This is a genomic window from Sodalinema gerasimenkoae IPPAS B-353 (assembly GCF_009846485.1).
GTDB classification, from domain to species: Bacteria; Cyanobacteriota; Cyanobacteriia; order Cyanobacteriales; family Geitlerinemataceae; genus Sodalinema; species Sodalinema gerasimenkoae.
In genome coordinates, this window is the sequence record NZ_ML776472.1 from 3,249,474 (window position 1) to 3,270,874 (window position 21,401).

Below are 21,401 nucleotides of genomic sequence, written 5' to 3' on the forward strand. Positions count from 1 at the left end.
AAGTTCTTGGCGCTCATCAAGAATGCCGGGGAACCAACAGACGACTAACAATGCGTCCATCCTCAATCTTCTCAATTAGGAAATCTCCTCCCATCTGACGCATTAGACGCTCAAAAATAATCAACTCTAACCCCGGTGGACGATCTAACGGAGAGGCCGCCAGAGCGTCGCGCTTCTCTCGGGGGGCGCTGAGAATCGCCGGCTGGAAGGCCCCTAAAATTCGGGGACTAACGTCGCCACTATCTGTCACCGAAAGCTCAACAAACTCAGTTCCCGCCTCCTCTTCAGCCGTGACGGAACGATACCAAATATCAATTCTGCCCCCCGCCGGCGATCGCCGACAAGCGGCCAACAACACCTCCACAAACACTAACTCAAACTTCGCCGGATCGGCATACAGGGTTACATTCTGATCCCGATGCACCTGCATCCAAATTTGTCGTTTGGCTGTCGCCGGTTCGACGCGCTCCAACACCCGCGAAAACAGCCGCACAATGGAGATGGGTTCCGGTTTCAGTTGCAAACGCCATTGTTCATATTTAAGGAGATGAATTGCCCCATTGAGACTATCCGAGAGATGACGTAACAACTCCTGATGACGCACCTGTTGTACCGATCTCGCCCGACTATCATCCTCGTCCAAATTCGCCACTCCCCCCGTCAAATCCGTTAACTGAGTTAGATGTTTGATATCTAAGCCAATACTGCGATACAGTTCCTCCAACCGGTGCTGTTTGTACCAATTCAGGGGGTCAAGGCGATCGCGATACCGATTAAGTCGTTGTTCCAATAACACCGCCCGTCGTCCCCACGCCAACTGCCCCGCCAGCAACTCCAGCACCTCCACCTGACGCTCATTCCACTCCCGTTGCGGAGAATCCGCCACTAAAATCACCCCAGTGGCTTTGCTGCTCGCGAAGGTTTGCAGGGCGATCGCCCGCAGAACTAACCCTTGCAACGGGCCCAACCAAGCCTGACTCACCGTAGGGAGCCGATCTACCGGAACCGGGCCAAATACCCCGGAACGCGAGAGAACTTTTTGCAAGAGGCGTTCCTTCTTCACATTAATCTCTTGCCCAAGCACAATTTCATAAGTCTCCTGCTCCACCAACGTACTGAGAACCCCCGTTTTTAACCCCGGCTCCCAGGTTACAAGGCCCACAAAGGGAGATTCCAACATCTCCGCTAAATACTGCACATGACTGGCTTCGGCAGCTTGCCAATTTTCTGCGTTGGCCAAACAATCCAAACTATGGCGAATCCCCTTCACCATCCTTTGGTTTTGTTGACTCTTCTGTTGCATCGCTTGACGGCGCAGAATTTGGCCCACCTGGCGACTGGCTAGGGTGACTAACTCCCGTTCTGAACTCGTCCACACTCGGGAGGATCGCTCCGCAATTACCACAAAGTTTTTCGGCAGTTGGCCCGGTTCCGTATTGGCAATCAGGGGCGATCGCACCCCCGCCTCAATAAACAAAGGTTGCCAAGAGGTTAAGCGCATATCCCCCCCGCCTCGGGTCGATGCCTCATTAAAATCATCACTCAGTTGAAGAGCGATCGCCCCATCCCCATGTTGCAGTAACTGCCAATCCACAAAGGACAGAGACGGAAAAGACTCTCCCACTTCCCAACCGGAACTGGCCGGGTAAGCGGACAACAACTGAATCTCATTCGTTTGCGAATCCGCCGAAAACACCAACACTGGCGCATCTTTGAGCCGCTGACTCAGCCGTTGACTATAGGTTTCCAAACTGATGTCATCCTGGGGTAAGCCAATGGTTAAATCCCGATCCAACTCAATTTCCGTAATGCGCTCTTGTAAATGAGATAGGGGAGTTGCGATCGCCACCAACTGAGCCGCACCCCGAATATAATCCTTCTCCTCCTCCCTCCAAATACGGGCCTCCGTTCCCTCCACGGAGAGGAAGCCTAATAACTGGCCCTTCGAGAGAATCGGAGCCGCCAGGAGCGATCGCGCCCCAATTTGGGCCATCAACCGACTGGTGGCATCGGCCTTCAACGATGAATAGGCCTCACCAATGGCAACCAGGCGATTATCACAGAGAGTTTTATGAAAACCACCAAACTCCGCCAACGGAATTTCACGGGTTTCTTGATACTGAGAGCCATTGCGAGATGTAGTACTCCCCATTTTACGCCGGGAACCAGTGGCTTGCTCCTGGGCACGGAGCCAAAACAGCTCGCGCTCGCTGTCATACCAGTAAATATGAGTGCGAGCCGGCATCAAAAACTGCTGCGTTGTGACCACAATCGTCATCAGGCGATGATCGAGGCTTTGAGACTCCTGCAACTGAGACATCATCTCCAACAACGGCTCATGGGGGCGTTTCAGCCGTTGACGTTGCTCATCGAGATCCGCCTGATGGAATCCCATCGCCAACTCCCCAAACAGCATTGAGAGCAAGGAACGCTCCTCAATCGAGGGAAAATCACCCCAGAGACTTGATCCCAACATCACCACCCCAAAACACACATGGCGGTGACACAGAGGAAAAACGGTCGTCCCTTGAATCCCATGGCGGCTGGCCAACGCCTGCCATTCTCCCCCCCGGCTTTCCTCCCGTAAATCCGCCACCTGCACCGGCGACTGTTGAATCACCGTCTGTTCCATGATGTCCCCAGGACTGAGGGCAAACTGTTGAGGCATCTTCACCTGACCCTCTTGAGTCAGTTGTCCCCCAACCCCTCGCAGGCGGTGGCTGAGGCGGTCATAGAGTCCAATCCACAACAGGGCATAGTTAAACTCACGGCGTAGGTAGTCTAAGGTGGTGGTCACCAACGCTTCAATGCTCTCCTGATCCCGGAGGGTTTGCAGGGTATGACTGAGACTAACCAATGGATTTTCGGAGGTGGTCATGTAAGCGTCTTGCATAATCCGGGTGGGGGGAACAGAGCAGTAACGGGTCGAGAGTGTGCCTCAAGACTTGGCCCGTGATATACCTTGAGTCCAGTGTAGGGTTGAATGGAGAGGATGGAGTTTAAGGGGTTGCCATGAACCTATACCAACAAATCTTTCGCCCAATCCTGTTTTCCACAACCGATCCCGAATGGATACACCGGCAGTTTATGGCGAGCCTACGATATCTTTCGCGCCAGCAAACCGTGATTCCGCCGAACTTCCCCGCTCGGGCGATCGCCTCCCAAATCGAGAAGCAATTCTGTTTTCGAGATGATCGCCTGCAACAACAGCTTTGGGGATTGACCTTTCCCAACCCCCTCGGCTTAGCGGCGGGGTTTGATAAAAATGGCGAGGTGGGGCAGTTTTGGGGGTCGTTGGGGTTTGGATTTGCAGAACTCGGGACGGTGACATGGCATCCCCAACCGGGAAACCCTCCCCCGCGACTGTTCCGCCTCATTGAAGACCAAGCTGCTTTAAATCGCATGGGGTTTAACAATTGCGGGGCCACGGTGATGGCGCAGAACTTGACGCAGGTGCGATCGCCCGAACTTGCCAAGATTCCCATTGGGGTTAACCTGGGCAAGTCTAAGGTGACAGCCCTGGAAGAAGCCATGGAGGACTACCGCGATAGCTTCAAGGTATTACAAGGCTTGGGGGACTATTTTGTGGTCAACGTCTCCTCACCCAACACCCCAGGACTGCGATCGCTCCAGGCTCCAGAACGTTTGGAGCAAATTTTGAAAACCCTGATGGACATGAATACAGATGCTAAGCCTATTTTAGTCAAAATTGCCCCCGATTTGGAAACCGGGGAAATACGGGCCATTCTCGATTTAGTGATGGGTCTACAGTTAGGGGGAGTAATTGCCACCAACACCACCATCTCGCGAACGGGGTTAAAGACCCAACGGTTAGCCAAAACGGGAACATCGCCTCAGGAGGAAGCGGGCGGAATCAGTGGTGCGCCCCTCAAAGCTCGCTCCACGGAGGTCATCCGGGAGATTTGGCAATATACCGAGGGAAAACTGCTCATTATTGGCACGGGAGGCGTCGCTAGTGCTGACGATGCCTGGGAGAAAATCACCGCTGGGGCCAGTCTATTGGAAGTTTACACCGGCTGGATTTATCAAGGCCCCGGACTGGCGAAGCAGATACTCTCAGGACTGGTGAGCAAATTAGAAGAACAAGGCTTATCTCACCTCTCCCAAGCCGTAGGACTGGCCCATCACAGGTAAACCCCTCCCCCGCTCCTCGCACCTCCCCCCTGAGACTCCGGAGGGGAGCATAGTACAATCAATGGCAGCCGACCTTTCATGATCGCAAAGACATCCAGGAAAAAAGCGCCCTCGGTGCAACTTTCCCGATACAATGGCTATCTGCGGGCGGGCGGTGGAGCAGTGTGTCTTTAAGCTGCAAACGTCAAATCACCAGCGATCGCGCCCTCTTCTCCCTAACCGACACACGAGCGATGGGGAGGGGTTGCCATAAGCGAACACCAAGCTGCACATTATGCCAAAAGTTCTTGTTTCCGATTCCGTCGATCGCGCAGGGATCGAAATTCTCTCTCAAGTCGCGCAAGTTGATGTCAAAACCGGACTGCCTCTGTCCGAACTCATCTCCATTATTCCCGAGTACGATGCTTTGATGATTCGTTCGGGAACCCAAGTCACCAAAGAGGTCATTGAAGCCGGCACACAACTGAAAATCATTGGTCGCGCCGGGGTCGGGGTGGACAACGTCGATGTGGCGGCGGCCACCCGACAGGGGATTGTGGTTGTCAACTCCCCCGAAGGCAACACCATCGCCGCGGCCGAACATGCTCTGGCGATGATGATGTCTCTCTCTCGCTATGTCCCCGATGCTAACCACTCCGTCAAAGGCGGGGAATGGAATCGTAAAGCCTTTATCGGGGCCGAAATCTACAAGAAAACTCTGGGATTAATTGGCTTGGGTAAAATCGGCTCCCATGTGGCCAATGTCGCCAAAGCCATGGGCATGAAACTGATTGCCTATGATCCCTATATCTCCAATGAACGAGCCGAACAAATCGGCTGTCGTCTCGTGGAACTCGATGTTCTGATTCAAGAGGCGGACTATATCACCCTCCATATTCCCCGCACTGAGGAAACAGCCAACCTCATCAACGCTGAGGCCCTGGCCAAAATGAAACCCACGGCCCGCATTATTAACTGCGCGCGGGGGGGACTCATTGATGAAGCGGCCCTGGCCGAAGCCGTGAAAGAAGGACGCATCGCCGGTGCGGCTCTCGATGTCTTTGGCAACGAACCCTTAGAAGCGGATTCACCACTGCGAGAAGGCGATAAAAACCTGATTCTGACTCCCCACCTCGGCGCATCTACCGCTGAGGCTCAGGTCAATGTTGCGGTGGATGTAGCCGAGCAAATTCGCGATGTGCTTCTGGGACTTCCGGCTCGTTCGGCGGTCAATATCCCCGGCTTGTATCCCGATGCGTTGGCGAAACTGCGTCCCTATCTGGAACTAGCCGAGGCGTTAGGTAACATGGTGGGTCAATTGGCCGGTGGCCGGGTGGAGTCTCTGACCATTTCTCTGCAAGGAGATTTGGCGAATCAGGACAGCAAACCGATTACCATTGCCGCTCTCAAAGGCCTATTAACCCCAGCTTTGCGGGAACGGGTCAATTACGTCAATGCCAACATTGAGGCCAAGGAACGGGGCATTCGTATTATTGAAATGCGGGATGCTTCAGTTCGGGACTACACCGATTCGCTGCATCTCGAAGCCAAAGGCTCTCGGGGGCAACATACGGTGACTGGAGCCTTACTGGGGGATGGTGAACTGCGGATTACGAACGTGGATGAGTTCCCCGTGAATGTGCCGCCGATTCAACATATGCTCTTTACCCGTCACCGGGATATGCCGGGGATTATTGGCCGCATTGGTTCCCTGTTGGGGAGTTTTAATGTCAACATTGCCAGTATGCAGGTCGGACGCAAGATTGTCCGGGGTGACGCAGTGATGGTGCTGAGTTTGGATGATCCCCTACCGGAAGGAATTTTAGAGGAAATTCTCAAGGTGTCTGGGATTCGCGACGCGTATACCGTCACTATGTAGGGGTGAGTGTCTAGCCGGGAGCCTCTTGGTATTAACCCGGTTAACTGGGGCGATCGCATGGCTGACGCCGGTATGGCGATCGCCCCGCGCCCAACCTAAAGGAAGAGGAGTTATGAGCAGTAGCTGGTGGGAAATCCAAATTTTGGGACATCCAGCGTTGGAGGAAACCATTTTCTGGCGTTTGGAGAACTTCGGCTGTCGGGGTGTGGTGAGCGAAGCGCAAGCGGACTCCTGTTTGATGCGGGCCTATCTCCATCAAGATCAGGTGCAAATGCTGGATTTAGCGGCTCTATCCCTGTGGCTGCGCCAGGATGCCATCGCCATTGATTTACCGCCCCCAGGGACCCATTGGCACCTGATTGAGGAGGAAGACTGGTCCAGTAGTTGGAAGGAACATTGGCAACCGACGGATATTGGCGATCGCTTTACCGTCTATCCCGCTTGGCTCGATCCCCCTCAAGGGAGCGATCGCATTCTCCTGAAACTCGATCCCGGTGTGGCCTTTGGCACTGGGGCCCACGCCACCACCCAACTCTGTCTCGAATCCCTAGAAATGCGCTTTAGCATGGGAGAAGAACATCCCATTGTTGCTGATATTGGCTGCGGTTCGGGGATTCTCTCCATTGGGGCCGCCTTATTGGGGGCGAAAAAGATTTACGCCGTTGATGTGGACTCTCTGGCGGTGAAAGCCGCTCGGGCCAATCAGGCCCTCAATAACATTTCTACCGAGACGATGGTCGTCGAAGAGGGAAGCCTCGATCGCGTCGTCAGTCTTGCCAATCATCAACCTGTCGATGCCATTCTCTGTAACATCCTGGCGGAAACCATTGTTGAGCTAATTCCCCAAATGACGGCGATCGCCGCTCCCCATACCTGGGGCGTTATTAGTGGTGTTCTCCTAGAACAAGCTAAACCCATGGCGGATGTCTTAGAACAACATGGCTGGATTGTCGCCACCCTCTGGAAACGCCAAGAATGGTGTTGTTTCAACATTCGCCGCAGTTAAAAATCACCATTGAGTGCAAAGAGTTGTAACCAGAATTTATGGCTGAAGAATTGAGAGTTCGCTATCGGCGAGGGATTGGCATCACCCTACTGGCTGCCTCTGTTTTTGTGATTTTAGATGCCTTTGTGGTCTCCTTAAAGGGAGGCTTTCCCTTTAGCCTTATCTCCGGTTTTATTACCCTCTATGGGGGCTATTTATTTGTCAATAAGACCTATCTCACTCTCTCGAAGCATGAATTAACCCTGTATAAACTGACCGGAAAACTGGATCGAACCTACAGCCTGCGATCGCTCAAAGACTTAACGATTGACAATAACCAGATTATCTATTGCCCCAAAAAAACAGCCACCGGGATTCCCATCTATCCGTGGCTCTGTCATCAAGAGGATTGGCTGAACCTCATCAAGGCGATTGAAACCTCTGGACCTCACCCCCAGCCAAAATCTTAACCAAAGTTAAAAACTGGCCTCCCCCTGCCTTGACTGGGCAACGTCGTTTAGAATGTTAGGACAGCCAACCCACACCAAGGACAGTTCAAGGAGATTCGCCCATGACTACCCATGAATTATTTATGCTGGCCCTGTTACTCTCACCGGGCCTACTCTTATCCGCTCTGGTGATGGGGGCGTTTTCCCGGGGGGGCTAAGTCAAGCCAAAATAGCCGCGTGACGGAGTGGACATCAAGCAACCAACCCCCTCACGCGGCTCTGTGTGGAACCGAGTATGGAACCGAACTATGGAACCCAACTGAGGTTAAATTGAGCCTCTACCAGCCACTTTCAGCCTTCGAGAGAACATAAGCCGCCACATCGGCGATATCTGTGTCGCTCAAACGGCCCTTAAAGGCAGGCATCGCGTTTTTGCCATTGGTGACTTGATTGATAATGGCTTCCTCAGACGCCATATCATACCGTTCTAAGGCATCCTTACGTAGGGTTTTAGTGGCATTAACCACATTGCCACCCCCAGCATGACAGGCGGCACAGTTGGCACTGAAAATTTTGGCGCCGCTGGCAACGTCACCGGCATAGGCTGTGCCACTTACGCTAAACAGAGCGATCGCCGCAAAAATTAAGACCGTAGAAATAAGCTTTTTCAAAACCTGTTCTCCTTTCATTAAACTGTTAGAACGATGAGATCTAATGGGGAATATCTCCAGATAAGTCTGTCTTACCGAAAACAACTTAACCTGTCAAAAGACGGCTTGTCATAGTCCCCTTGACAAGTTATAAGCCCCTCCTAGACCCCTTCGTTAGGGTTGGAAGCTACCTCCGAGTCTATCATGGAGTCTCAGCGCATTTATAATTCCGATCGCGATTTTTGTAAACTTTTGTAATTTCAGGCTCTTGTCCTCACCCCTGAACTTGGCGTTGACCTCAAAGTAAAATTCGCAAAAATTGGCTAACCGCGCTTAAATAAAGATAAGACTCGCCTAAACACGATCACCGACGAAAGAATACGCATGGCAAAAGATACCAGTTCCGGCTATAAAGTCATTGCCGATAATCGACAAGCGCGCTACCGCTACAGCATCCTGGAAACCTATGAAGCCGGCCTTGAGTTACAAGGAACCGAGGTTAAATCCATCCGCCAAGGCCGCGTCAACCTCCGGGATGGCTATGCTCTGATTCGCGGCAATGAAGCCTGGCTACACAATGTTCATATCTCCCCCTACGACATTGCCAGTCAGTACTTTAATCATGATCCACTCCGGAACCGTAAGTTACTTCTCCATCGCAATGAAATCCGCAAATTGATTGGTAAAGTTGAACAACAAGGACTGACCTTAGTCCCTCTTAAACTCTATCTAAAAAATGGTTGGGTGAAGGTCAGTATTGGCTTGGCGAAAGGGAAGAAACTCCATGATAAGCGCGAGAGCCTCAAACGCAAGCAACAAGATCGTGAAATTGCTCGGGTGATGAAGTCCTATTAACTCCCCGTCAAGGGGTTTCCCTGGGGAGAGGCTACTGAACGCTAAGCTGCTCTAACTGAACGGATGTGGGGGTGGGAGAGGTTAGGGTTAACAGCAGATAGGCGGCGGGTTCCTCTGAGGTTAGGGTGATGGACTCTGAGGCCACCTCCGAGGTGGCGATTATCTCAGCCTGGGAATTGAGCAGATGAGCCACGAGGGATAAGGAGTCTGGATGAGGGGAAACCTGGAGGCGAATCGACTGCGGATTGGGAAATTCTCCGATATAGAGCAGATGTAGGGGTTCAGATAAGCGCTCAATGGCGAAATTGGCGGGGTTACTACCCTGATATTGTCCCTGGAGGGGAATCCGGGGCGTGAGATTGACCCAATCTGATTGTAAGCCGGGGCGATCGCGGAACCGGGATTTCATCTCAATTAAGGTGTTGACGGCGGTTTGCCAATCGGTGGGCCGTCGTCGCTGATAGAGCAACACAGTGACATCGTTCTCTAAGCTAAAGGTTTCTGGACGTTGCTCAAAATCCTCGGTGATGGCCCAGGATTCCTGAAATACCTCATAGGGAACGGCAATCACCTGTTGCTGTTGCCGGGGCAAATGATATTGTAACGGCTCAGCTAAGACGATGTACTCGGCAGCCAAGAGGGGTTCTAGGGGATAAATACTGTTGGAGTCAGCCGTCGGAAGTTCCAGAATTTCGATGCCGCAGGGAATATGACAGGAAAGGGGAATCGACTCAGGCGCGTACTGATGCCAATGAGCGTTACGAATTAACCCCCGATTGAGAGAACTGGAGGCGGCAATGAGATGAACTGGCTCGTCATTGGGGGTTAACTCATGTAGGGTGTCCACCAACCGCAGGAGTTCCGGATAGTCTTGTCGCACTAAGGGGGGATGTGTGCTGGCGAAGAGTTGGCGGCCGGGAAGGTTTTGGCTTCCTAAGGGGGTCAGTGCCAAGATAAGATTGAGGAGCAATACCCCGAGCAGCAGTTGACGGGGAAGCCGGGAGAGCGATCGCCATAACAGGCTTATCCCCACAATCACAAGAGGCGTCAGATGCAGGGTGTAATGGACAGAATCATAGCGGAGTAGAAAGACTTGGAAGGCGATCGCCAATCCCCCCCAGAGTAGCAAAAAGCCAGCGGCCCGAGAGGGAAGGGGCTGATATCGCCAACGCCGCCAAAGTCCCCAAATCAGTAATCCCCAGATGAGATAGCCATAGGCCGAGGCAAAATAGTCGATGCTTTCGGGAATGGGAACACTAAAAGAGGCATAGACGGCGCGATGATTGGCAGTCAGGGCGCGATAGGTAAAGTCTGGGGCAACGAGTAGGAGTAAGGCCAAGCCAGAGAGTCCCATTAGCCCTAAGTTGCGGCTATATTGCCAAACCTGCTTTTTCAAGTTCCGAGGAGACGGCGATCGCAGAATCAGCCAAAGTTCCACTAGGGCGATCGCCCCCCCCACCGCCAGGCCCCCATAGGCGAAGTGGCGACGAAACAACACCGCCAGGGCCAACAAGCCACCAATCCCCGAAAACCGCCACCCGCCTTGCCTCGCCAAATACAAGCCACTCGCAGCCACCACACAAAGCATCCCCACCGTATCCGGGAATCCCCGCAAGCTGGGAATCCAAGTCATCGGGATAAGACAACCGATCATCACCCCCCTGTAAAACGAGATTTTTGGTGGAACCGTTGGCTCCAGATAACGCAGCAAATAAGCCGTTGCGGCGATAAACGGCACCCCATAAAGGATGATTAAACTCAGAATATAAACCAGCCGAGAGGTTCCCAATACCCAAGAAATCGGTAACAGGGGAATCACATAGAGCAAATTATAATCCCCATTCAGGGAATCAATAATTCGCCCAACACCCGTTTCAAATGAGTCTTGAAAGGCTAAAACCAGTTCCGTAACACGATGCTGATAAACAACAAAATCCGTCCAGTAAAACGTTCGTTCACTAACAACATACAGTCCAGACAAAAGGATAGGCAACAACCACCATCCCTCCCGAAGACCTCGACTCAGCATTGCCCTGAATTGGAATTGCTTAGATAGCATGATATAGCCAAAGTTGGTCTGAATAGGACAAAAAATAGGGAACAAGACATAGGGGCAATCCCTTGTGGTCGGTGAGCGATAGCCGAACCGTGGTTGCCCTAGGCAGTAGGGGTGAACCTACCCCCACCCCCTTAGAGCGCCATCCCTGCTACAGTTCAGACGCTCTCTTCTCCCTCCATGTTCTCTGTGACTCCGTGGTTCTCCTCCAATTCTACATCCGTTCCAACACCGTAATTCCCAACAGTGACAAGCCCAATTTAAGGGTTCGCGCACTCAAATCACACAGCAGCAAACGAGAAGTTCGTAACGGTTCTTCGACTTGTAACACCGGACATTGGTCATAGAACTGATTGAATTTCTGACTCAGTTCAAACAGATATTGACAGAGGCGATTGGGCAGTAACTCCTGAGCCACCTCATCCAGAATCTCCGACAAGCTCAACAGATGTTTAGCCAGCGCCAGTTCCGTCTCCTCCGAGAGAGTTAATTGACTATCTTTTAAGCTCTCAAACTCAATATTTCCCTTACGGCTAATCCCCTGCACCCGCACGTAGGCATACAGCAAATAGGGGGCAGTGTTTCCCTGGAGGGATAACATTTTGTCGTAACTAAACACATAGTTACTGGTGCGGTTCTGGCTCAAATCGGCATATTTGACCGAACTAATCCCCACCCCCTCAGCCACCTGTTCAATAAACTCGGGGGTTTCCGAGCGTTCCTCCGTCTCAATGCGCGTCTGTAAATCCACTCGGGCCCGATTCACCGCTTCATCGAGTAAATCCTTGAGGCGAACCGTCTCCCCGGCCCGAGTTTTGAGCTTTTTGCCATCTTCCCCTTGCACTAAGCCAAAGGGAACATGAACCGCCTCTACCGTCTCAGGAAGCCATCCCGCCCGTTGCGCTACCTGGAAGACTTGGGCGAAGTGGGTTCCTTGGCCCGCATCCACCACATAGATAATGCGCGTGGCCCCATCCTCTTGAATCCGATAGCGCAGGGCTGCTAAGTCGGTGGTAGCGTAGTTGTAACCCCCGTTGGATTTTTGGATAATTAGGGGTTGAGGCTTCCCTTCTTTGTTCTGATAGCCTTCTAGGAAGACACATTGCGCCCCTTGATCTTCGACCAGTAGACCACAGTCTTTGAGGTCTTGGACCACTTGGGGGAGTTGGTCATTATAGAAGGATTCTCCCCGTTCGTTGAGTTCTACATCGAGGCGATCGTAGATTTTCTGAAATTCCCGCCGGGATTGATCACAGAGGAGTTTCCAAGCTTGGCGGGTTTCTGCATCCCCCGATTGCAGCTTCACGACGTTGTTGCGGGCGGTGTCTTGGAACAGAGAATCCTCATCAAAGCGGATTTTCGCCTGTTTGTAGAAGCTCACTAAATCGCCAATCTCTAACGCATCTGCCTCAGTTAGGGCATTGGGATAGACTTCTTTGAGATAGGCGATTAACATCCCAAACTGGGTTCCCCAGTCGCCCACATGGTTGAGGCGGCGGACATCATGACCCTGAAATTCTAAGACACGGGCGATCGCATCCCCGATAATGGTCGATCGCAGATGGCCTACGTGCATCTCCTTGGCGATATTGGGACTGGAAAAGTCCACCACCACCGTTTCCGGGTTCGGGGTAGGGGCGATTCCCAGGCGATCGCTCCCCTGCATCTGTTGCAGTTGAGACTCTAGGAACTCGGGTTTCAGTCGCAAGTTAATAAACCCCGGCCCCGCAATTTCTGGGGGGAAACAGAATTGGGAGACATCCAGGGCCTCAATGAGTTTGGCGGCGATATCCCGAGGTTTCTGCTTAAGAGGTTTGGCCAGGGACATGGCTAAGTTGGCTTGATAATCGCCAAACTTGGGGTTATTCGTCGGGGCCAGGAGGGGATCCGTTGTGGCGAACTCCTCCCCGAAAGCGGCCACGAGGGCCGGACTGAACTGCTGCTGAAGCTGTTTGAGAATCGAAGACATGGATGGTAGGGGTGATAGGCGCGATCCAGAGTACCCGAAAGGGGCTGCGTCTGTGAATTAAGTGGGGAGGATCTAGGGTTGCGGGGCCTTTAATTGCGCCAGTAAGTCCTCCTGGATGACCTCCGGGGGGCGATCGGCGTCTACCCGTAGCAGTTTATCCTGGGGTTTGTAATAGCCGGTGATGGGGATGGTGCGTTGATGGAACAGATCAATCCGTCGTCGGATAATCTGGGGTTCATCATCATCCCGCGATCGCGCTAAGGAGCGTTGCATGAGAACTTCTACGGGTGCATCGAGCCAAATTGCCCAATCCAGGCGTTGTCCCATATCCTGAAGCAGAAAATCTAACTCCTCGGCCTGAAACGCCGTGCGAGGATAGCCATCTAAGAGCCATCCCCGGGTTGCATCCGCTTGACTGAGGCGATCGCGGATAAACTCGATAGCGATGGCATCAGGAACTAACTCCCCCTGTTCCACATAGGGTTTAGCCTGATTTCCCAAGGGAGTATCAGCGGCGATCGCTCGGCGGAAAATCTCCCCCGTGGCAATCCAGGGGATACCCAAGTTGTCACAGAGTAACTTGCCTTGAGTTCCTTTTCCAGCTCCGGGCCCTCCTAGAATCACCAGTCTCACAAACAGTCTCTCCTCGACTAAACAGTGCATCAGGGGTTGGGGTTAGGGTATTTCCCAAATTTCCCCCTCCTCAGTATAAAGGAGGTCACGGCCCCCCGCGTCCCTCAGATAAAATCTAACCCAAGCCCCGTCAAACTCCCCTCAAAATAAGGTAGGCTGAAAAGCTGACGCTGAACCCTCCTGCAACTCAACCCATTGTGATTAAAAACGACACCTGGATCGCCCAAATGGCTGAACAGGGTATGATTTCCCCCTTCGAGCCTCAACAAGTCCGCCGGGTTGGTGATGTTCCGGTGATTTCCTACGGCTTAAGCAGTTTTGGCTATGACATTCGCCTCTCTCCGGCGGAGTTTCGGATTTTCCGGCATATCCCGGGAACGGTGGTCGATCCCAAAAACTTTAATCCTGACAACTTGGAACCCACTCGTCTCTGTGAAGATGCCAATGGGTCCTATTTCATTCTTCCGGCCCATTCCTACGGCCTAGGGGTTGCCCTAGAACGTCTCGATATCCCCAGTACAATCACGGTTATTTGTATTGGTAAAAGCACCTATGCAAGAGCGGGGATTATCGCCAATTTAACCCCTGCCGAAGCCGCATGGAAAGGACATTTGACCCTAGAGTTTTCCAACTCCTCTAGTGCTGATTGTCGTCTCTATGCCAATGAGGGGATTGTGCAACTCCTGTTCCTAGAAGGAGAACCCTGTTCCGTGAGTTATCAGGATCGCCAGGGGAAATATCAAGACCAAGATGAACGGGTGACCTTAGCTCGGGTTTAGCCTCTGCTAGTTAACCGGCTCCTCCTAACCCACCACCACCTGATTTCGCCCTCCGGCTTTGGCTCGGTAGAGGGCCTTGTCGGCGGCCCGTAACAAAGCCCCTCGGGTCAATCCCTGTTCCGGGAACGAGGCGACGCCTAAGGATGAGGTGACGGAGGGCAACGGCTGACCCTGATAGGTTAATCTGAGATCCCGAATCGACCGACAAATCTGCTCGGCTCGGCGAGTTGTTACCCCCAATGATGACTCGGGTAGCAGAAGCGTCATTTCTTCTCCCCCATAGCGACAGGCGATATCGGAACCGCGAACATTACGAGCGAGAAGTTGACCCACTTGTTGCAAGACAAAGTCTCCTGCATCGTGGCCATAGGTATCGTTGAACTGTTTAAAGTGGTCGATATCTAACATCATGACCCCAATAGGATGATGGTTGCGTTGGGCCCGCTGAATTTCTTGGTCAAAAAACTCATCTAAGTAGCGTCGGTTAAACAATCCGGTTAGGGGGTCACGAATACTTTGCTGTTGCAGGGTTTCTCGGAGTTTTAAGTTGGCGATCGCCATGGAAACTTGCTCAGCAACGGTTCGCACTAATTCCTGACTGGTGCCAGATATGGTCTTCCCTTGGTTTCCATTGATATATAACAGTCCCAAGGGTTCTCCCTGAGCAATCATGGGGATACAGACTGCTGAAATTTCAGTACAACTGCTATCAATATGGTTGCATTTCAAGCCATGACTCCGTGAACTGATACTATGAACAGTCCCCCGTCGTAATGCCCAACAATCTTGAGGATGAAACTGCATTAAAGACTCCAACTCTTCCCCCCAGGTTGCGACAGCCTTAACCTGATTTCGCGAATTATTGAGCATATAAATGGCCCCCGAGCAATCTGGAAATAGGGGTCTGATAAAGCCACCAATGGCTAAGCAGGCTTCTTCAACGGTTAAACAGGCTTGCAGAAAATCACTAATCTCATTTAAGAGTTTCATGTCTTGGTTGCGTTCTTCTAAATCCTGCAAACGCGCAGCGAGTTGTTGATTGAGGTTGTGTAGTTGATGTTGAGACTGTTTCAGTTCAGTGATATCACGAAAGGTGACGGTAAAGCCATCTCCTAATTTGACGGCAATGACATCAAACCAGGCATCAATTCCTTCATGGTTATAGTAAAATTGCTTGGTGTACGGTATCCCAGATTCAACCACTTTAACGTAGTCATTAAAGAGTCCTTCCTCGAAATTTCCGGGCATTTCGACCAGTAACTGCCTGCCGATGAAGTTGTCTTGAGGTCGTCCCACCAGTTCGCAGGCGCTAGGATTACTGAATAACCATTCAAAATCGAGAATTTTTCCCTGGGCATCACGAATGGAACGAAAGGCCATAATTCCATCTAAGGAGGTATCTAAAACCCCCTTGAGTTGCATCTGGGATAGTTCTAAGGCCTCCTGGGATTGCACAATTTGTGTCATATCCGTTAGTAGACCAATCGCACCACAGGGATGTCCCTGAGCATCAGTATTGGTAGCAACAGACACCATGACCCAAATGATTGAGCCATCTTTTCGCCGCAGTTTTGCGATATGATTCTCCCGAATTCCCTGCTTTCGTCGTCGTAAATGCTCAATTGCATCGGGCTTATCCTCATCCTCCATGAATTCTAAGAAGGACGTCCCTCTTAACTTTTCCATGGAGTACCCTAACATTTCTTCTAGGCGAGAATTGGCAAAGATTGTTTTATTTTCATCATCAATCACCCAAATTCCTTCCTGACTATTTTCGACGATTTTACGGTAATTTTCTTTGCTTTCTTGTAGGGCAATTTCTGTCTGCTTTAAGTTGGTGATATCCAGGTTACTACCAACAATCCGGACAACCTGATTCCCTGAGTCTTTTACGGCGATCGCCCGGGCATAAATATAACGAATTGAGCCATCTTTATGGATAAAGCGGATGGTCTTCAGGAATTCATTGATTTTACCGGTTCGATAGTCTTCGAGCAGTTGAGAGACCTCAGCCAACTCTTCAGGACAAATTACTTTGTGCCAGGTTGCCTCAGAATTGTCTAGCTCATGCTCTTGATAGCCTAACATGGCCTTCCACTGAGATGAGTAATAATACTCACCGCTGCGGTAATCAACTTCCCAGAATCCCTCTGATGCTGCCTCAATGACCAGCTCTAGCTGTTCTTTAACGTGCTTGAGTTCTAACTCATTGTGTTTGCGATCGCTGATATCCTCGACAACATAGGAAAAGCGAGGATATGGGTAACATGATGGTCCTAAATAAGAGACAGTCGCCAGAAACCAATAGGTTTTTGTGGCGCTGGAATAGTGATATTCAAACTGAATTGGGCGCTGTTCAACCTGAGCTTGATGATATCGATTCAACCAAAGTTCTACAATCTCAGCGGAGGGACGAATATCCGTGAGATCCATCAGCTTTCTCAGCTCAGGACTGGGATTGATTTCCTCAAACAAAACCGAAAGACTGGCCTGATTATAGGAAATCATATTGATGTCGCCATCAACGACTTCCTCCACTCCCATCCAGAGTGGACAAGAATTATAGAAACTACGTAAAATTGCCGATTGTTCTTCAATAGTTTCTCGGATTTTCTGGGCGTTTAAGATCTCCTCTAACTCCCGTTTCTGTCGGGCGATCGCCTCGGGGCCTGTCATGGGGTCGTCGTCAGTTTCGGCAGTTCCCCGAGACTCCCATTGCAGGGAGTGGCTAATGGCCTGACTGATGTGAGATCCGAGTAATTCCAAGCCGTCTCGCTCAAAGGACTGCCACGGGCGATCGCACGAACCCTGTTGAATCATCAAAACACCCCAAAGCCGATTTGAGACCACCAGCGGGATACCTAAAGGCTTACCCAGCGGACTCTCCAACTCAGAACCAGCCGCTGTGGTTGTGGAACTGAGAAGGTTGTCTAAGATGAAGAAATGCTCTGAGGGACATATCGGCTCATCCCAGAATTGATCAAGTCCCATTATTTCTAAACCAGGTTGGACGATCGCGTCCCCTGGGAACGACCCAGACTTGGCCAAGATTTGAAACTGCTGTTCAGGATTGGCTGAACAAATATAGACATAGCTATCCTTGCAGTCATCAAAGAGCAATTGATGAACTTCATCAACCGTCTGTTGTAACAGCTCAGAAAGGATTAAGGAACGCCGTAGTCGTAGAATGGCAGTTTCTAAACGATGCTGCCAGGTTTGCCAAGAGGAACTATCGGAGTGGCTAGGAGGGCAGAATGGATCGAGAAATGGAGTCTCATCCCCATAACCTGTTGAGTCTGAAGGATTCATGGTCTAGATAGGAATCGCACCTGGCTTGTCTCGATTGGATGCTTCTTCATTCCCAGGGACAGGGATCTCCGAGAGATGCGTTTGTCGTGTTGCAAGTCTTAATTGCTTACTTGATATGGGTTGCTAATATACAAGCTAACACAAAGTATTGGAATATCGATACAACTTCATAGAATCTTTAAACTCTCAACCGTAAAAACAGGGTGCGATTCCCCGAAGCGGAAAAAGCACCCTGTTGAGAGGAACCACAGTGTCAGCCTATTTCTTCTGTCCCTTAGAACTGAGTTCCTTTTCTGCCTTAATCGCGCCATTGGACATCACTAAGCCACTGCCGACTAAGATGGCGATCGCAAAGCCAACGACCACCCAATCCATCCAAGCTGGAATCTCCATTATTGTCTCCTATCATGGGGTCTACACTTGAGAGCTTATCGCATTTGCTCAAAAGTCCGGGAAACCCCCCTCGCGGTCAACCCCGCTTTCGAGCTACAATCTTAAGAGACTTAAAGAAAGTTAACGATTTAGTTAAAGCAAGCGAAAACATCCGTGGAATCGTCTCAAGCCAACCCTGACCGCTCATTTGAGTTCAACAGCATCGAAGAGGCCCTGGCAGACCTCAAAGCTGGCAAGTGCGTTGTTGTCGTCGATGATGAGAATCGAGAAAACGAAGGAGATGTCATCTGTGCCGCCGATGCCATCACCGGCGAAATCATCAACTTTATGGCCGTTGAAGCCCGAGGGCTGATCTGTCTGGCCATGACCAAAGATCGGTTAGACGAACTGGATCTGCCCCTAATGGTCACCAGTAACACCGAAGCCAATCAAACAGCCTTCACCGTGAGTATTGACGCCTCACCGGAGTTAGGGGTGACCACCGGAATTTCCGCCGAAGATCGCGCCCGCACCATCCGCGCTGCCGTTAATCCCACCACTCAACCCAAAGACTTACGCCGTCCTGGACATATTTTTCCATTACGGGCTCATAAAGGAGGGGTGCTCAAGCGAGCGGGCCATACTGAAGCTGGGGTAGATTTAGCTCGCTTAGCCGGCCGCTATCCCGCCGGGGTGATCTGCGAAATCCAGAACCCTGATGGAACCATGGCGCGACTCCCGGAACTCATCGAATATGCCAAAATCCATCAGCTAAAACTCATCAGCATTGCCGATCTCATCAGCTATCGGCTGCAAAACGAACGCTTTATTCAGCGAGAAACCATCGCCGCTCTCCCGTCGGAGTTTGGCAACTTCCAGGTGTACGCCTATCGTAACCAGATGGACAACACCGAACATCTGGCCATTGTCAAAGGAGACCCCACCTCCTTCGGCGATCGCCCAGTGCTGGTACGGGTTCACTCCGAATGTCTCACGGGGGATGCCCTGGGGTCCCTGCGTTGTGACTGTCGTCTGCAACTGCAAGCCGCCCTCAAAACCATCGAACAACGGGGCGAAGGGGTGGTGCTGTATCTGCGCCAAGAAGGACGCGGGATTGGGCTAATTAACAAGCTCAAAGCCTATTCTCTCCAAGATATGGGACTCGATACCGTCGAAGCCAACGAACGCCTCGGCTTTCCCCCAGACCTACGGAACTACGGGGTGGGGGCGCAAATGCTCAATGACCTCGGAGTTCACAAAATCCGTTTAATCACCAATAACCCACGGAAAATCGCCGGCCTACGAGGCTACGGCATTGAAGTGGTCGCTCGCGTTCCTTTACTGATTGAAGCCAACGACTACAACTCGGTCTACTTAGCCACCAAAGCCAAAAAACTCGGCCACCTGTTGCTGCAAACCTATCTGGCGACCGTGGCCCTGCACCTGCGGGGACCGGCCCTCTCAGTAGATGAGCGATCGCAACTCCTGAAAGAACTCCAAGACCTGGCCCGGGAGCATCATCTCCTATTACAAGAGGAAACTCGCCCCGTCACCGTGGCCCTATTCGGTCCGTCTGCCTTGACCTTCCATTTAGGCTTCGACCAAGCCAACTTAGCTCAGTCAAATTGGTATGACAACCCCGACCATCCCTATGTGAAGGCCCTTGTGCAAATTCTCGATCGCCTCAGTACCTGGGATGCGATCGCCTCTTTGGAATTTCTCCTCTCGAATGGTCAGGACCCCATGACCAGTCTCAAAGGGAAACTGGCCCGGCGCAAGCTTGCCCCCGGAGAATTTCCCTCCGCCGTCTGCGCCGACTGGGCCACTCAGAACATCTATCATGTGGAGCCAACAGCCCTACATTAGGCCTTCGCTTCGACCATCTCAATCACATTCCCCTGAAGGTCTTTCAAGAGGAAATTCAGGGGCTTCTCGCTGCGGATTTTATACTTAGCCCCCTGGCGTTGGGCTTGCAGCAACACTTCTTCGAGACAGTCGCGGTCAAAGCAGACATGACGTTGGCGATTCTGTCGTCCCAAACTGGCCCCAGCAATCACATGAAGCTGGGCGTTCTTTTTCAGTTGGTACCATAACCCTTCCGGCTCAGGAACGGGTCGGGAAGGGCCGAAGTCCGCCGACAGGTACAGGGGATCGACCGCCGCCGCTCCCAGGGTCTGATCGTAGTTGTAATAGTAATGCAGGGGCACTTCCGCTGCCGGAAGCCGTAGCTCCCCCTCATAAAACTGTTGGGCGATCGCCAGATCAGAGACCATCACCGTATGGACCTTGGGGGCGCTGGTGAGAAACATCCACATGGCAACGCCGTAGGCCGCCAACAACATCACCATGATGCCCTGAGTGGAGAATAGAGTATCCATCAAGGGGAGGGCGGCTAACAAACTCGGGGGGATCTGTAAACTAAAAACAATTTCAACCATAGATGTGCGCGAATGGGGGGAACTCTCCCGCTTTAGAATTGGCGAATGTCTCTCTATAGTCTAGCCAATCCAAGAAAATTATTAAACTCAGTCCGCCCCAACCCCTAGGGCTGAGTCCTCGCAAAACCCATCAATCCTTCCCCGTTGCTCTTGATTCCGACAGTTGCCAAGGTATGCTAAAGAGAGGTTTTTCCCACTGGCGAATCATTGTGCAAATCCCAACCTTCCCCGAAGCCCAACACCCGATCGTCAAGTCCCTATTTCACCACAGCGATCGCGAACTGCTGACCCTCTATCAGCGTTATCCACAAGAGGGAAAATATTTTACTGCCCTGTTTTGTCGTTACAGTGCCATCGTCTATACCCTCGTTCACCATTCGGTGACCTCTCCGGTGCGGGCCGATTACCTGTTTGTGTTGATTTGGCAACGAATTTTCCATGAAATGCGATCGCTCGATCTCAATCCTAGCGCCGATGCCAATGAGGATGAGACGGGAGAGGTGACCCTGCAAAATTGGTTAATTCAACTAACGGCCCTCTCGATTGATCAAGCCCAACTCCCCGAAGTCGAGGCCATTCAATACTCCCTCGACAGCGCCCCACCCCCCTTATGGTGCTATCTTCAGCAAGCCTTAGACCTCCTTGACCCCTTGTTACGCCTGATGGTGGTCATGTCCCAGACCTTTAAGTGGAGTGAAACCCGCATTGCGGCCTATCTGCAAGCGGAAGGGGAACGACTGACTCCAGCCGATGTGGCGCGGCAGTTGCCCTCAGGCTATCGTGAACTAGAAACCAATCTCCCAGAGGATATTCGGGCCATTTATTTAGAAACGGCCGAGAGTCTGGCGGGGTCGTCGAATGCCCATTTGTCGGAACAGATGTCTTGATATTGA

The 21,401-nt window shown here is 51.7% G+C and carries 16 protein-coding genes; 8 read left to right on the top strand and 8 right to left on the bottom strand.

Features of this window, described 5'->3' with window-relative positions:
- Positions 1 to 16: 16 nt before the first annotated feature.
- Complete coding sequence (locus L855_RS14105) at positions 17 to 2,893, bottom strand: GAF domain-containing sensor histidine kinase (protein WP_159789031.1); 2,877 nt, start codon at positions 2,891 to 2,893, stop codon at positions 17 to 19.
- Positions 2,894 to 3,012: 119 nt separating this feature from the next.
- Here L855_RS14105 and L855_RS14110 point away from each other — a divergent pair, with 119 nt between their 5' ends.
- The 4 genes from L855_RS14110 (at position 3,013) to L855_RS14125 (ending at position 7,468) form a co-directional block, all read left to right on the top strand.
- A complete protein-coding gene (locus tag L855_RS14110; RefSeq protein ID WP_159789033.1) occupies positions 3,013 to 4,155 on the top strand; it encodes a quinone-dependent dihydroorotate dehydrogenase in 1,143 nt (380 codons plus the stop codon).
- A 274-nt stretch (positions 4,156 to 4,429) separates the two neighbouring features.
- Positions 4,430 to 6,013: a phosphoglycerate dehydrogenase gene (serA, locus tag L855_RS14115; protein WP_159789035.1), complete on the top strand. Its 1,584-nt coding sequence runs from the start codon at positions 4,430 to 4,432 to the stop codon at positions 6,011 to 6,013.
- Positions 6,014 to 6,125: 112 nt separating this feature from the next.
- Positions 6,126 to 7,019, top strand: a complete 894-nt coding sequence (gene prmA / locus L855_RS14120; protein WP_159791113.1) for a 50S ribosomal protein L11 methyltransferase — start codon at positions 6,126 to 6,128, stop codon at positions 7,017 to 7,019.
- Positions 7,020 to 7,057: 38 nt separating this feature from the next.
- Positions 7,058 to 7,468 carry a hypothetical protein gene (locus tag L855_RS14125; RefSeq protein WP_159789037.1) on the top strand — a complete coding sequence of 137 codons (411 nt, stop codon included), beginning with the start codon at positions 7,058 to 7,060 and terminating at the stop codon, positions 7,466 to 7,468.
- Positions 7,469 to 7,785: 317 nt separating this feature from the next.
- On the opposite strand, the gene petJ is transcribed toward L855_RS14125, so the two are convergent.
- The gene (petJ, locus tag L855_RS14130; RefSeq protein ID WP_159789039.1) at positions 7,786 to 8,118 is read right to left on the bottom strand and encodes a cytochrome c6 PetJ; all 333 of its coding nucleotides are present in this window, start codon (positions 8,116 to 8,118) and stop codon (positions 7,786 to 7,788) included.
- Between the two features lie 363 nt (positions 8,119 to 8,481).
- Here petJ and smpB point away from each other — a divergent pair, with 363 nt between their 5' ends.
- Positions 8,482 to 8,952 (top strand): SsrA-binding protein SmpB, encoded by a 471-nt coding sequence (gene smpB / locus L855_RS14135; protein WP_159789042.1) that lies wholly within the window; start codon positions 8,482 to 8,484, stop codon positions 8,950 to 8,952.
- Between the two features lie 31 nt (positions 8,953 to 8,983).
- Here the strand turns inward: smpB and L855_RS14140 are convergent, their stop codons facing one another.
- The 3 genes from L855_RS14140 to L855_RS14150 form a co-directional block, all read right to left on the bottom strand.
- Complete coding sequence (locus L855_RS14140; RefSeq protein ID WP_159789044.1) at positions 8,984 to 10,933, bottom strand: hypothetical protein; 1,950 nt, start codon at positions 10,931 to 10,933, stop codon at positions 8,984 to 8,986.
- 289 nt (positions 10,934 to 11,222) lie between these two features.
- Positions 11,223 to 12,977, bottom strand: coding sequence for an arginine--tRNA ligase (gene argS / locus L855_RS14145; protein WP_159789046.1), 1,755 nt, complete (start codon positions 12,975 to 12,977; stop codon positions 11,223 to 11,225).
- Between the two features lie 72 nt (positions 12,978 to 13,049).
- Positions 13,050 to 13,640 carry an adenylate kinase family protein gene (locus tag L855_RS14150; RefSeq protein WP_159789048.1) on the bottom strand — a complete coding sequence of 197 codons (591 nt, stop codon included), beginning with the start codon at positions 13,638 to 13,640 and terminating at the stop codon, positions 13,050 to 13,052.
- A 167-nt stretch (positions 13,641 to 13,807) separates the two neighbouring features.
- On the opposite strand from L855_RS14150, the gene dcd reads away from it, so the two are divergent.
- Positions 13,808 to 14,389 carry a dCTP deaminase gene (gene dcd / locus L855_RS14155; RefSeq protein WP_159789050.1) on the top strand — a complete coding sequence of 194 codons (582 nt, stop codon included), beginning with the start codon at positions 13,808 to 13,810 and terminating at the stop codon, positions 14,387 to 14,389.
- A gap of 24 nt (positions 14,390 to 14,413) precedes the next feature.
- Here the strand turns inward: dcd and L855_RS14160 are convergent, their stop codons facing one another.
- A complete protein-coding gene (locus tag L855_RS14160; protein WP_159789052.1) occupies positions 14,414 to 17,698 on the bottom strand; it encodes a diguanylate cyclase in 3,285 nt (1,094 codons plus the stop codon).
- A 258-nt stretch (positions 17,699 to 17,956) separates the two neighbouring features.
- On the bottom strand, positions 17,957 to 18,091 hold the full coding sequence (locus L855_RS22250) for a hypothetical protein (protein WP_281349508.1): 135 nt from the start codon (positions 18,089 to 18,091) through the stop codon (positions 17,957 to 17,959).
- A gap of 153 nt (positions 18,092 to 18,244) precedes the next feature.
- Between L855_RS22250 and ribBA the strand changes: the two genes are divergently transcribed.
- Positions 18,245 to 19,936, top strand: a complete 1,692-nt coding sequence (gene ribBA, locus L855_RS14165; RefSeq protein ID WP_159789054.1) for a bifunctional 3,4-dihydroxy-2-butanone-4-phosphate synthase/GTP cyclohydrolase II — start codon at positions 18,245 to 18,247, stop codon at positions 19,934 to 19,936.
- On the opposite strand, the gene L855_RS14170 is transcribed toward ribBA, so the two are convergent.
- A complete protein-coding gene (locus L855_RS14170) occupies positions 19,933 to 20,508 on the bottom strand; it encodes a VOC family protein (protein ID WP_159789056.1) in 576 nt (191 codons plus the stop codon). The two genes, ribBA and L855_RS14170, sit on opposite strands and share 4 nt — an antisense overlap.
- A 209-nt stretch (positions 20,509 to 20,717) precedes the next feature.
- Between L855_RS14170 and L855_RS14175 the strand changes: the two genes are divergently transcribed.
- Positions 20,718 to 21,395: a sigma-70 family RNA polymerase sigma factor gene (locus tag L855_RS14175; protein ID WP_159789058.1), complete on the top strand. Its 678-nt coding sequence runs from the start codon at positions 20,718 to 20,720 to the stop codon at positions 21,393 to 21,395.
- Positions 21,396 to 21,401 lie beyond the last annotated feature (6 nt).